Origin of the sequence: Frateuria terrea, assembly GCF_900115705.1 — a bacterium.
GTDB classification, from domain to species: Bacteria; Pseudomonadota; Gammaproteobacteria; order Xanthomonadales; family Rhodanobacteraceae; genus Frateuria_A; species Frateuria_A terrea.
On sequence record NZ_FOXL01000007.1, the window covers coordinates 1 to 11643 of the forward strand.

Annotated in this window: 12 protein-coding genes; 3 read left to right on the forward strand and 9 right to left on the reverse strand. The window is 61.1% G+C overall.

Features of this window, described 5'->3' with window-relative positions:
- Positions 1-289: 289 nt before the first annotated feature.
- Together BMZ38_RS13015 and BMZ38_RS17815 are read left to right on the forward strand one after the other, a co-directional pair.
- Positions 290-793, forward strand: a complete 504-nt coding sequence (locus BMZ38_RS13015; RefSeq protein WP_091338425.1) for a hypothetical protein — start codon at positions 290-292, stop codon at positions 791-793.
- 132 nt (positions 794-925) lie between these two features.
- Positions 926-1096, forward strand: a complete 171-nt coding sequence (locus BMZ38_RS17815) for a hypothetical protein (RefSeq protein WP_175483747.1) — start codon at positions 926-928, stop codon at positions 1094-1096.
- A 63-nt stretch (positions 1097-1159) separates the two neighbouring features.
- Here BMZ38_RS17815 and BMZ38_RS13025 read toward each other — a convergent pair whose 3' ends face one another.
- Positions 1160-2212, reverse strand: a complete 1053-nt coding sequence (locus BMZ38_RS13025; RefSeq protein WP_091338429.1) for a hypothetical protein — start codon at positions 2210-2212, stop codon at positions 1160-1162.
- Positions 2213-2448: 236 nt separating this feature from the next.
- On the opposite strand from BMZ38_RS13025, the gene BMZ38_RS13030 reads away from it, so the two are divergent.
- Positions 2449-2670, forward strand: coding sequence for a helix-turn-helix domain-containing protein (locus tag BMZ38_RS13030; RefSeq protein WP_091338431.1), 222 nt, complete (start codon positions 2449-2451; stop codon positions 2668-2670).
- Between the two features lie 41 nt (positions 2671-2711).
- Here the strand turns inward: BMZ38_RS13030 and BMZ38_RS13035 are convergent, their stop codons facing one another.
- From BMZ38_RS13035 to BMZ38_RS13070, 8 genes are all read right to left on the reverse strand, one after another.
- A complete protein-coding gene (locus tag BMZ38_RS13035; RefSeq protein ID WP_139202435.1) occupies positions 2712-3275 on the reverse strand; it encodes a hypothetical protein in 564 nt (187 codons plus the stop codon).
- Between the two features lie 196 nt (positions 3276-3471).
- On the reverse strand, positions 3472-4248 hold the full coding sequence (locus BMZ38_RS17615; RefSeq protein WP_139202434.1) for a restriction endonuclease subunit S domain-containing protein: 777 nt from the start codon (positions 4246-4248) through the stop codon (positions 3472-3474).
- A complete protein-coding gene (locus BMZ38_RS13045; protein ID WP_091338439.1) occupies positions 4248-6095 on the reverse strand; it encodes a type I restriction-modification system subunit M in 1848 nt (615 codons plus the stop codon). The genes BMZ38_RS17615 and BMZ38_RS13045 overlap by 1 nt, the downstream gene beginning before the upstream one ends.
- A 334-nt stretch (positions 6096-6429) precedes the next feature.
- Positions 6430-8259: a glutamine--fructose-6-phosphate transaminase (isomerizing) gene (gene glmS, locus BMZ38_RS13050; protein WP_091338441.1), complete on the reverse strand. Its 1830-nt coding sequence runs from the start codon at positions 8257-8259 to the stop codon at positions 6430-6432.
- A gap of 70 nt (positions 8260-8329) precedes the next feature.
- Entirely contained in the window at positions 8330-9700 is a 1371-nt protein-coding gene (locus BMZ38_RS13055) for a pyridoxal-phosphate dependent enzyme (protein WP_091338444.1), read from the reverse strand.
- Between the two features lie 168 nt (positions 9701-9868).
- The gene (locus tag BMZ38_RS13060; RefSeq protein ID WP_091338447.1) at positions 9869-10096 is read right to left on the reverse strand and encodes an HP1242/YdcH family protein; all 228 of its coding nucleotides are present in this window, start codon (positions 10094-10096) and stop codon (positions 9869-9871) included.
- A 314-nt stretch (positions 10097-10410) separates the two neighbouring features.
- Positions 10411-11067, reverse strand: a complete 657-nt coding sequence (locus BMZ38_RS13065) for a hypothetical protein (RefSeq protein ID WP_091338448.1) — start codon at positions 11065-11067, stop codon at positions 10411-10413.
- On the reverse strand, positions 11064-11636 hold the full coding sequence (locus BMZ38_RS13070; RefSeq protein WP_091338450.1) for a DUF4398 domain-containing protein: 573 nt from the start codon (positions 11634-11636) through the stop codon (positions 11064-11066). The genes BMZ38_RS13065 and BMZ38_RS13070 overlap by 4 nt, the downstream gene beginning before the upstream one ends.
- Positions 11637-11643: the final 7 nt, after the last annotated feature.

Below are 11643 nucleotides of genomic sequence, written 5' to 3' on the forward strand. Positions count from 1 at the left end.
TGCCTCGCCCTGCCTCGCCCTGCCTCGCCCTGCCTCGCCCTGCCCCACTTTGGGTCCCGGGACGCATAACCTGTGTTGGCGGCTAGATAACCCCCTCCCGCGCCCCCGGATGAACAGCCGCCCGTGCCGTAACGCGCCACCTAAATACGTGGGCGTTCCGGACAACTAGAAGAATCACCACGGCGTTGCCTTTGTTGGGTGTGTAAGTCCCATGGTCGATAACCCAAGCGGTTGGGTGCCAACCGCTTAAAGCGAAGTGCTGCCTAAAAAAAAGAAAGGAAAGAACCAAATGAAAACAAGAGAACTGTTGAGCACGAAGTACAACGCCTATCTGGCAGACGGCAACGCTGTCCTCGCCGTCACCCTATCGACGTACGTGCGCAGCGCCAAGTTCGCAAGCTCGGACTGTATGCGCGTGTTCTGGGACCAGCACTTCATGCACCGAGTGCAACGCTGCCTTCCGTACCATGTGCATCCGAAGATCGACTACGACTACGTCGTCGAGCGCTCGCCTGGTGGTCACTATCACTACCACGGCCTACTGGCGTTGCCACAGCCCTATGGGGATTGGCTATGCGAGGGGATACGAAGCAAGTGGCTTCGCCGAGACTTGAACTCTTTCCGGCGGGCTGGTCAGTACCGTCCTCTACGCTTGAACTCCTTCCGCATTGAACCAATCCGCCCAGACGGCAGCGTGGATGCGATCGCACGGTACCTAACTAAGACACCCGACTATCTGCCATCAAGCGAGACGTACCCACTATGGAAAAAGCAAGTGTCCAGCGACTGGTGAAGACGAGGCACTTCCGCCTGGATCAGCAGCTAGATGTCGAGCTTATGCGGCTGAGCCTGGCTCGGTCGGTCAGCCCTTCGGAGTTGATCCGTCAGCTTGTAGCAGAAGCCGCAAGGCGTGTGGATGGATCGCATGAAGCTTTCTGATCACTTCAAAGCCGCGTCCAGTACCGGAGCGACCATTTCGACCGAAAAGCTCGTCGCGCTCTTGAAGAAGCTCCCCGGCAAGGAAGTACCCGTTGTTTACGACGGCAAGGGGTGCTTCGCGCTGATCGACTTGACGAAGGAGCTGGCGCGTAAGTAGCGCTGGCCTGAAGACGCGCAAGTGGAGTGCGGTCATTCGCTTGCCCTTCCGGATGCCCGCAACCTAGTTGAAGCGCTTGGAGGCTGGCGCAAGCGAGATGACGGTAAGCGTCTTCCCTGCAAGCTCGATCCGCCACCCGTCCGGGCTTTCGTACGAGGCTGATTCATCCGTGGCGAGAAGATCGCCGTTCTGCTCGGAGAAGATCGGCTTCTTGCTCACGTCGAGCGACGGGATCGAATAGTTGTCGATGAGGGCCTGGTAGAACTGGTCGACGGACGTTCGTCCGGCTCCGAATAGCAAATCGGCTGCGTCCTGGTCTATCCGGTACCAATCAACGGTTTGGTTGGATCCAAAGTGGATGGCGACCACGCAACGTCCGGTATCCGGGGCGCCGAACAACATCCAGCGCCCGCCTGAAATATCGCGGTTGCGATCCAAGATTGGCTGGGGGTCGCAACCAAACGCCCCGATCGCCTTTTGGTGAGCAGCGTTGGCGGCATCCAGTTGTTCCGCCGACATGGCCCCTCCCGTGTAGGCAGCTGCACGCAACGTGCTGTCGTCCTGTATGGAGTGGCTGAGACGCTTGGCTTCGGGCAGGCTCGACTCGTCCGCCTCTATCGCTTTCAGTACGGAAGCCTGGACGGAAGCGGCTGCCTGCCCGAGTCGGACACCTTTGATTGTTGGGCCGACCTCATCTGCGGCTGATTCGGTGGCGACTGGTTCGCTGGCAGCGTCGTTGTCAACCGCACGTGCTACCGCAGACGGCTTCGCATGTGGTCCCTTGTAATACGTGCCATTCAGCGTAGTTCCGGCGCCATCGCAGCCGCCGTTATCGCCGCTCACGACAGCCGTGGTTGCGTCCGCAAAGCGAATGGAGGCTGAGCAGGTTCCATCCTCGTTCTTGAGCAGATAGGTCCCATCCCTTTGCCTGCTTAACGGTCCGGTTAGGTCAGCCGTGGCTCCTTCGTCGGAGGCCACCGTGATTGTTGCGCTGTATAGCCCGCTCTCGGCGGCAACATCTAGCGATCCCGAGCCCTCGTCGGTGATCCATTTCCCTACGGCGGGCACATCCTGGTCGCTGGCGGTTTGACTATCGATGGCGCCACGCGCTGCCATAGCTGCTCCGTCCGCAGCGGCTTGGGCATCCACTGCTTCGGGGTGTTCCGATTCGTGGCTTGCAGTCTTAGCTTCCGAGTCGCCGTTGTTCGTACATCCGCCAACGCCGCTCAAGGCTAGGAAAAGGACCGCCAAACTTGCCGCACACCTACGCATAGCCATGCCCCTATGGAATCTATAAGTAGTCTACCTATAGATCTGTAGTGCTAAAAGGGGCGGAAACCTACGGTGGGAGGATGACCGACCACCTGCTGAAGCAACTAGGGGAAGCGCTGCGCGTACGCCGGAAAGCAGCCGGCTTCAGCCAGGAAAGCTACGCCGATCACATCCAAATGCACCGCACCTACTACAGCGCGATCGAGCGAGGAGAGAAGAACTTGCAGCTGGATACGCTGGAACGCATTTGCTCCGGGCTCGAGTGCAAGATTTGGGAGGTCCTCAAAGATGCCGAAACCTGACCTCGTTGTCTGATCGTCCCAGGCAATCCGTTAGGTTGCAGCTAGGTCAAATTGCGATCGCCAATGACGAAGCGTTCCATCTTCGCCAGCAGCTGCCGAGCTTTCCATAGATTTAGAAACCCATCGATGCTCTCGCCGTCCATGGATTCTTCGATCCGAATGTTCATGAAGGTAATTGGAAGCTTTGCTCTATCTTTGGCGGAAAACTGCCACCGACCGTTGTGCGCCACCGCGTTGCGATAGAACATCGTGAAGTAGAACCACGCCTCTTGCGACATCTCTGCCCACGCCGGTGTGTCCTTGGAGTACTCGCGAATGAGGGCGAAGCTCTCGATGATCGCCTGCCGCTTTGAACGTTCGACCAATGCCTGGGCCGCCTGGCGATAGTCGGCGTCACGGAATTGAATCTGATAGGTCAACCTCCACCCTTCGGGCGTCGGATCACTTTTCGTGGCCTGGAAGGCCCCAAGATCGTTGTACCTAACGGTGTATTTCGATAGTTCACTGCGAGCAGGCTCTTCTGTGAGCAGAGCGTATGCCCCGACGCTAAGGTCGAATATCTCCCTCAGCTTCATCAATCGTAACCGTACCTCGGTCTGATTCACGGTCGGCTTCGCTCCATCCCCACTGGTCCGAGCGATTCGCAGGACGTGCCGACTACGGTCGGTCGGCAAAAGATGCTTAGGAGGTACCTTCAAGCCACCGCGCGGAGACGGATGCTTGAAAACTGAACGACCATCGAGATGATGCTACACGACGATGCCAAGAGCGCGCTCGACTGAAGTGCATCGTCCTCCGGCATCACGCCATCGCCAGCATTGAGGTCATCTCGACTTCGAACTCCTCGTATTTGCTGATGGCCTTCTGGAACTTTTTCGCAATTTCCTTCACTACAGGTTCCGTTTTCGCCGGTATCCATAGACGAGAAATATCCTGTGGATAAATTTCCACCTGTCCACTGGATCCATTGATGTACCGATAAATTTGGCGCTGCCCCTGCTCGCTCAGCAGATAGGCCGCCGCATACCAGGCATAGTGAGGCTGCTTGAAGCGCACAATCGTTATGTGCCCGTCCACGAGCGCCGGGAATTCTTTATTGTAAATAGCCACCCTACCTATAGTTCCATCTCCCGTGGAATTAATCAGCAGGTCGTGCTTCCTTACGCCACATTTATCTTTGTGCTTATCGAAAAAGTCCTTGGAAACTGCCCGAGCAACACCGAAGTCAACATACCCCCATCTAACGGAAACTGATTTGAGCGCGCAAACGTTCGTTGTTTGGGAGCCATCAACAATATGTCCGTAATGATCCAGCATACCCTGAAACTTCAGCGTTTCAGGGTCGGTCTCGTCGTCGACATAATCAGGCTGGCGTCCTCTATTCGGCGCACGCTGCACTCTCGCGGTGTCCCCGAGTTGGAAAGCACCACTGCTAGCTTTCGCGTTTTCACAGGCAAGGCGGTACAAGTCCTGATGATATTCAGGCTCAAGAATATGGTTCTGTAATACAACACCGTCCTCGTCGCTCTTGAGATCAAGGAGCGTATCGACAAATGGGCGTTTAGTAACAAGGGCCATCACTTACCTCCCCAGGCCAAGTTTTTCTTCAAGTACTTAGCAATTTCGCCCAAGTCAGAAATGATCTCACCCTTTGCGTTCCGCACTAGCTTTCCGCTTTGGTCCTTGCCGGGTATCTCGGACACTGCAAATAGGATTGGCCCATCTTTTTTTGCCTTCGAGACATCAACGATATCGTGTTGTCGACGCTCAATGAATAGAACGCACGTTTTCGTGTTGGTAAAAGGTTTGAACATCGAACCGGTAAGACTCACAACCGCCTTAACCTTCGCACGCTCCATTAGAAAGCGCCGAACTCTCTCATCGGTATAATTCTTGAAGATGCCTCTCGGTAACACAATCGCCATTCGCCCTCCAGGCGCGAGCGAGTCCAAGCAACGTTCTAAAAACAGCACGTCACGCGATACCTTTTTTAGGCGTTTTGTTCTGCCACTAGCATCAGTCTTGAAGGCGAGCCTGTAGCGGGACAGAGTATCATCAGCGGAAATATCACCGGCAAATGGTGGGTTCGTGGCAATGATGTCGAACTTGCGGTGTTCGCGTCGAACGCCGTTGAGTACCTGGAATTTGGCCCGCGCGTCATCTGACCAATTATTATCATTCAGGCCATCGCCCACGCTGATATTGGACCTCCCGTCACCCCATATCAGCATGTATGCTTTGGCGACCTTAGCGATCATCGGGTCATAGTCCATGCCGAAGACGTTATTGGTCGCGTAATCCTTTTGATTTTCGAGAATTTCACTCTCGTCATCTCGTTCCGATCGGATTTGCTTGAAGACGTGGTCCATTGCAGACACTAGAAAGCCACCGCTACCACAAGCGGGGTCGAATATCGTCTCTGTTTCCGTCGGATCAAGGACGTCGATGCACAGATTGATGACGTGCCTGGGAGTGAAATACTGTCCTTTGTCTCCCTTCATGGTTGGGTTAACCATTACTTCGAATGCAGCACCTAGAACATCGGCGTCTGATTTCAGGAGATAGGCTTTTTGTAAAGCAGAGACGCAAAAAGCTAGCGTCTCATCGCTCAGATTGAGCTCCTCACCGGGAGCAAATACCCCTTGCCATTGAGCCCTGGCATCAACAAACAGCTTGTTTATACGAACTCGAGCATCCGCAGCCGACTCAAGCGCGCCCACGCGAAACTTTGCAGGCGAGTTGTCATTCTTTAAATTTCGTCGCTCGTCGTATAGCTTTGCAAAAATGAGCTTGAATATCTCGTCAAATACATTGATGCCCTCATGCGCCTTAATATGATCCTCGCATTCACGAAGAATGCTCAGAAAATCGCTTACCGGCTCCAGTTGCTTACGAGTTATTGGTTTGTCTACAGACGAAATGTCTTCGCCAGCAGAAGGGATGTTCCTTAACTCGCGCCAACTAGCTTCCTCCTCCCCCTCCTTTGGTTCGACTCGGAGTAAATATACATGGGGCGGGGCGCCATTACTCCAGAGCCCCAACCTGCAGCCAGTCGCATTCATATAGACCTCTAGCTGGTCTACACCGTCCTTGCGATCTGGCTTCTTTACTTCGACGAAAATCCGAGGAATCCGTTTTGTCGAGTCTTTGTATACAACTATGTCGGCCTTCTTTTTTGCTTCCGTAGCACCGACCTTGACGGGCACCTCGACGCCAATCTGGCTAAACTGGTAGCCGTAATGGTCGCGCAGGCGATAGAGCCACCATTGGCGGACAATTTCCTCCGGTTTGCCATCGACCTTATAGGCCCGCCCGCGGACAGGGCAGTAAACATACCGCTCCTCGCTATCTCCGACCAGGTATACGGTGAACTTCGCCGATGCCTCAGCCGGCTTTTCTGGCAGCTTGGCGGTTTCGTAATACATCAACCCCTGTCCTTTGAAATTTCATGGTGCATGGATTCTTTATGCACCGTTACGTACGTGATCGAGAACCGAGCCTTCCTGCGCTCGCGCACGTCCTTGGCGCGCCATTTTCGATATATCGAGTGGACTAACGTAGCGTAGAAGGGCACTCCCCTAGGACTTACTAGACCCGCTTGGTTTAACTCCTCGGCGATAGCTTTGAAGCTGTGTCCCAATTCATCTCTATTTCTAACGATCGCCGCGGCGAGCTCTCGATGCTGACATGAAATTTGGGGCTGCCAAAGCTGTGGGGTGATGATCTCCACGCAGTATCGCAGGACACCCCCGTTGGAAACTATTCCACCGTCACCGACTTGGCCAGGTTGCGCGGCTGGTCGACGTCCGTGCCGCGCAGCACGGCGACGTGGTAGGCGAGCAATTGCAGCGGGACGGTGAACACCGCCGGGGCGATGAAGGTACCGCCGCTTTCGATGCGAAGTGTCGTGCCGGTGGCGTTGCCGGTGTCCATCGGCGCGCTTTCGTCGGCGAAGACGATCAGGCGCCCGCCGCGGGCTCGCACTTCCTGCAGGTTGGACTTGAGCTTGTCCAGCAGCGGCCCGTTGGGCGCCACCGCGACCACCGGCATGGCCTCGTCGACCAGCGCCAGCGGACCGTGCTTGAGTTCGCCGGCCGGGTACGCCTCGGCATGGATGTAGGAGATTTCCTTGAGCTTGAGCGAGCCTTCCAGCGCGACCGGATACTGCGCGCCGCGGCCGAGGAACAGCGCATGCTCCAGCGGCACGAACAACGCCGCCAGTTCGGCGATCTGCGGCTCCAGCTTGAGGGCTTCCTCGATCGCACGCGGCAGGTGCGCCAGCTGTGCGCACAGGTCGGCGTAGCGGTCCCGCTCCAGTCCGCGCTGCTCGGCGAGCCTGAGGCACAACAGGGCAAGCGCAGCGAGCTGGGTGGTGAAGGCCTTGGTCGAGGCCACGCCGATCTCCGGGCCGGCGCGGGTCATCAGCTTGAGGTCGGCCTCGCGCACCACCGAGGATTCGGGCACGTTGCAGATCGCCAGCGTGGCGAGATAGCCGCGCCGGCGCGCTTCGCGCATCGCCGCCAACGTGTCGGCGGTTTCGCCGGACTGCGAGATGGCCACGAACAGGGTGCCGTCGGGCACCACCGTGTCCCGGTAGCGGTATTCGCTCGCCACCTCGACGCTGACCGGCAGCCGCGCGTACTCCTCGATCCAGTACCTGGCGACCAGGCCGGCGTGGTAGCTGGTGCCGCAGGCGATGATGTGGATGCCCCGGGCCTTGGCCAGCAGCTCGTCGCCGCCCACACCGAAGATGTTCGGCAGCACGCCGTGCGGGCCGATGCGCGCCTCCAGCGTGTCATTGACCGCGCGCGGCTGCTCGTGGATTTCCTTCTGCATGTAGTGGCGGTATTCGCCGCGCTCGACCGCGTCGGTCGACAGCTCGCTCTGGTGCACCGCGCGCTCCACCGGCGCGCCGTCCAGGCCGTAGACCTGCACGCTGTCGCGGGTGATCTCCACTACGTCGTCCTCGTCCAGGTAGACCATGCGGTTGGTCACCTGGATCAGCGCCTGGGCATCGGAACCGAGGAAGTTCTCGCCAATGCCGACGCCAACCAGCAGCGGCGCGCCGCGGCGGGCACCGACGACGTGGCCGGGCTCGTCGCGGCTGATCACCGCGATGGCATAGGCGCCTTCGAGCGAACGCGCGGTGGCAAGCACCGCTTCGCGCAGCCCCACGCCCCCGGCGATGCGCTCCTCGATCAGCGCGGCCATGACCTCGGTGTCGGTCTCGGAGGTGAATACGTGGCCACGCGACTGCAACTGTTCGCGCAGGCTGGCGTAGTTCTCGATGATGCCGTTGTGCACCAGCGCCACGCGCCCGACCATGTGCGGGTGCGCATTGGCTTCGTTCGGCACGCCATGGGTGGCCCAGCGGGTGTGCGCGATGCCGGTGCCGCCGCGCAGCGGGTCGGCCAGGTAGAGCGCCTCCATCTCGCGCACCTTGCCCTTGGCGCGTACGCGGCGGATGGCGTCGTCATCGAGCACGGCCAGCCCGGCCGAATCGTAGCCGCGGTATTCGAGCGCCTTCAGGCCCGCGATCAGCAGCGGCGCGACGTCGCGCTGGGCGGTGGCGGCAACGATTCCACACATGGGTCAGGCTTCCTTCGGAGCGAGGATGGAGGGTAGTTACGGTTTCGCGAAGACGGCGTCGCGACTGCGCTTAGTGCACCTTGCGGCGCAGGTAGTTCAACAGGTCGATGCGGGTGATCAGGCCGAGGAACTGCTCGCCGTCGACCACGATCGCCACGTGCCCGCGCTCGAACACCGGCAGCAGCGCCTCGATCGGCGAATGCACGTCGAGCTTGTTGAGCGAGGTGATCATCGCGGTGGAAACCGGGTCGCGGAAACGCACTTCGTTGGCGTGCACGTGCATCAGCACGTCCGACTCGTCCAGGATGCCGACCAGCTGAGTGCCGTCCATCACCGGCAACTGCGAGACGTCGTACAGCTTCATGCGCGTGTAGGCCGTCATCAGCAGCTCGTTCGGGCCGACCACCACGGTGTCGCGCTGGGCGAACGGGCGCAGCAGCAGGTCGCGCAGGTCGCCGTGCTGCTCGCGCTTGATGAAGCCGTTGTCGAGCATCCAGTAGTCGTTGTACATCTTAGACAGGTACTTGTTGCCGGTGTCGCAGACCAGCGTCACCACGCGCTTGGGCGACGCCTGCTCGCGGCAGTACTTGAGCGCCGCGGCGACCAGCGTGCCGGTGGAGGAGCCGCCCAGCACGCCCTCCTTGGCCAGCAGTTCGCGGGCGGTCAGGAAGCTCTCGCGATCGGAGATGGCGTAGGCCTTCTTCACCCGCGAGAAGTCGCTGATGGTCGGCAGGAAGTCCTCGCCGATGCCCTCGACCATCCAGCTGGCCGACTTGTCCGACAAGGTGCCCTCGTTGATGTATTGCGCCAGGATCGAGCCGACCGGATCGGCGAGCACGATCTCGGTATGCGGCGAATGCTCGGCGAAGAACTGCGACAGGCCGGTCATGGTGCCGGAGGAACCGCAGCCGACCACCACCGCATCGACGCGCCCGTCCATCTGCTCGAGGATTTCCGGTCCGGTCGTCTGGATGTGCGCGCGCGGGTTGTCCGGGTTGCCGAACTGGTTGATGAAGTAGGCGCCGGGGGTCTCGCGGGCGATCCGCTCGGCCATGTCCTGGTAGTACTCCGGATGGCCCTTGGCGACATCCGAACGGGTCAGCACCACTTCGGCACCCATCGCCTTGAGGTTGAAGATCTTCTCGCGGCTCATCTTGTCCGGCACCACCAGGATCAGCCGGTAGCCCTTGGCCTGCGCCACCAGCGCCAGCCCCAGGCCGGTGTTGCCGGCGGTGCCCTCGACCAGCGTGGCGCCGGGCTTGATCTTCCCGGCGCGCTCGGCACCCTCGATCATCGACAGGCCGATGCGGTCCTTGATCGAACCGCCGGGGTTGGCGCTTTCGAGCTTGAGGAACAACTCGCACACACCCGTGTCGAGGCGCTGGGCCTGCACCATCGGGGTGCGCCCGATCAGTTCCAGCACGCTTTGGTGAACCGTCATGGCGTCTCCGTCGAAAGGCCGCGCACAGGGCGCTGGCTGGGGGACGGATGATAACCGAGGCGCCGCGCAAGCCGGCGAGCGCCTTGCGTCGGGAATGGGCTACTGCGGAAAGCGCGCGGCCCCGGCGCTTCGTTCGGAAGGGCCGGGGCCGCGATGGGAAACGGGGGTTCAGTGCATCTGCGGGACGCGTGCATCCCACATGCGTTGCAGGCGTTCCTTGGCGTACAGCTTTTCCTTCTTCATGCCGGCCAAGGTGAAATCGTCCAGGGGGAGCACGCCGATCTCGGCGTCGTGGACCTTGCTCTTGAGTTCGCGGTGGTGCTGATAGAGCCGACGGAACTCGGCGTCGGCCTTCATGAATGCTTCGACATCGTCACGCTGCTGGTTTTCGAACATGATCCGACCTCCTCGCGAGATGAGCGGGCGCGTGATCGGCACGCCCGCGGGCGGATGAAGCGCGCGCGCCCACGTCCCGTACGCGTGAACGCGGAACAGGACCAAAGTGCGGGGGGATATGGGCGCATGTTTCAGGTCAGTGAGCCATGGAGCGGGTGCTCCTTGGCAACCCCGACCCTACTCCCGCCCCCTGGACCACGCAAGCCACCGCTGGAAGCCGCGGCAGGCCGTGTTTTCCACGGCCGAGCCCGCCTGCCCGGAGGGACTTTCGGCGCAGGCACAGGTTTGCGCCGGCAAGCGAGCCCGGCGCTTGCTCAATGTCCCTTGGAGGTCTTCTTTTTCCTGGCCTGCGCCGGTTTCTCGGCCTCGGGCGAGGTCGACTGGTCGCCCTGCATCTGCGAGCGCATGGCGCGCGCGGCCTGTGCGGCCAGCTCGGCTTCGCGGCGGGCGGCGCGGGCGACGCGACTTTGCGCGGCCGCCAGCTTCTTGGCGTGCTCGGCCTCGGCGCGCGCCTGCTCGGCCTCCTGCGAGGCCGCCATGCCCTGCTGCTGCAGGCGGGCGGCTTCTTCCTGCGCCATCTGGTATTGCATGCGCTGGCGCTCCAGCTCCATGCGGGCGGCTTCGGCTTCGCGCTGGCTGGCTTCCAGCAGGATCTGGTCGTGCTCGCGGTCGAGCTGGGCCAGCTTGCCCTGAGCGTCCTGCAACTGGGCGGCGGCCTTGGCCAGGTCGACCCGGCGTTCGGCCAGGTACAGCGCATGCGGGCGCTCGCTGCGACCGGCCTGCTCCAGCCGCGCGATGGCGGCGTGGGCCAGCGCCTGCTCAGCCTGGGCGTAGGTGCCGAGGCTCGGGTCGTTGGCCAGCTGGTTGAGGCTTGCGTTCAGGCGGTTGACGTCCATGTCGTCCTGGCTCGCGTGGGCGGCACCGGCCAGCGCCAGCAGGCCGATCAACGCGGTGGTGGCAAGGCGCTTCATCGCTGGCCTCCCTGGTGGGTGCTTTGGGACGGCGCGGGCATGGGCTGGAAGCCACCATCCTGCGGCAGCGGCGCGGACAGCACCGAAGAAGACGGGGCCGGCATGTCCTGGAGGGTCTGCGGCGCACTGCTGGCCGGAGCCGGCGCCGCGGCCGGGGCCGGCTGGGCCGGCGCCTGCTCGGTCTGCTGGCGCAGGCGGGTGTTCTCGTCGACCTTGGCCTGGATCTGCGCCCGCGCGCTGCCCAACTGGGCGCGGGTGCGGGCCAGCTCGGCGTCGGCGCGGGCCTCTTCGGCCAGGTTGGCGGCATCGGCGTACTTGCGCGTGGCCATGGCCGCCTGCGCCTGCTGGAACTTAGCCTGGGCGAAGCCGAGGTCGACCGGGTCGTAGTCGGCCGCGCCGGCGTCGCGGGCGGACTGCAGCAAGGCCTGCGCCTGGTTCATCGAAGCATCCGGCGGCGGGACGCTGGCGCAGCCGGCCAGCGCCAGCAGCGCCACTACCAGGGTCAAGCCGCCCGACGCCCTGCCGATACGCTTCAAGCGCCGGGGCAGCCGGGAAAAGATGTGCACCATCACTCAT

Coding starts and splice junctions, on each gene's coding strand:
- BMZ38_RS13015 (WP_091338425.1), top strand. CDS start 290: ATGAAAACAAGAGAACTGTTGAGCACGAAGTACAACGCCTATCTGGCA.
- BMZ38_RS17815 (WP_175483747.1), top strand. CDS start 926: ATGAAGCTTTCTGATCACTTCAAAGCCGCGTCCAGTACCGGAGCGACC.
- BMZ38_RS13025 (WP_091338429.1), bottom strand. CDS start 2,212: ATGGCAGCGCGTGGCGCCATCGATAGTCAAACCGCCAGCGACCAGGAT.
- BMZ38_RS13030 (WP_091338431.1), top strand. CDS start 2,449: ATGACCGACCACCTGCTGAAGCAACTAGGGGAAGCGCTGCGCGTACGC.
- BMZ38_RS17615 (WP_139202434.1), bottom strand. CDS start 4,248: ATGGCCCTTGTTACTAAACGCCCATTTGTCGATACGCTCCTTGATCTC.
- BMZ38_RS13045 (WP_091338439.1), bottom strand. CDS start 6,095: ATGTATTACGAAACCGCCAAGCTGCCAGAAAAGCCGGCTGAGGCATCG.
- glmS (WP_091338441.1), bottom strand. CDS start 8,259: ATGTGTGGAATCGTTGCCGCCACCGCCCAGCGCGACGTCGCGCCGCTG.
- BMZ38_RS13055 (WP_091338444.1), bottom strand. CDS start 9,700: ATGACGGTTCACCAAAGCGTGCTGGAACTGATCGGGCGCACCCCGATG.
- BMZ38_RS13060 (WP_091338447.1), bottom strand. CDS start 10,096: ATGTTCGAAAACCAGCAGCGTGACGATGTCGAAGCATTCATGAAGGCC.
- BMZ38_RS13065 (WP_091338448.1), bottom strand. CDS start 11,067: ATGAAGCGCCTTGCCACCACCGCGTTGATCGGCCTGCTGGCGCTGGCC.
- BMZ38_RS13070 (WP_091338450.1), bottom strand. CDS start 11,636: ATGGTGCACATCTTTTCCCGGCTGCCCCGGCGCTTGAAGCGTATCGGC.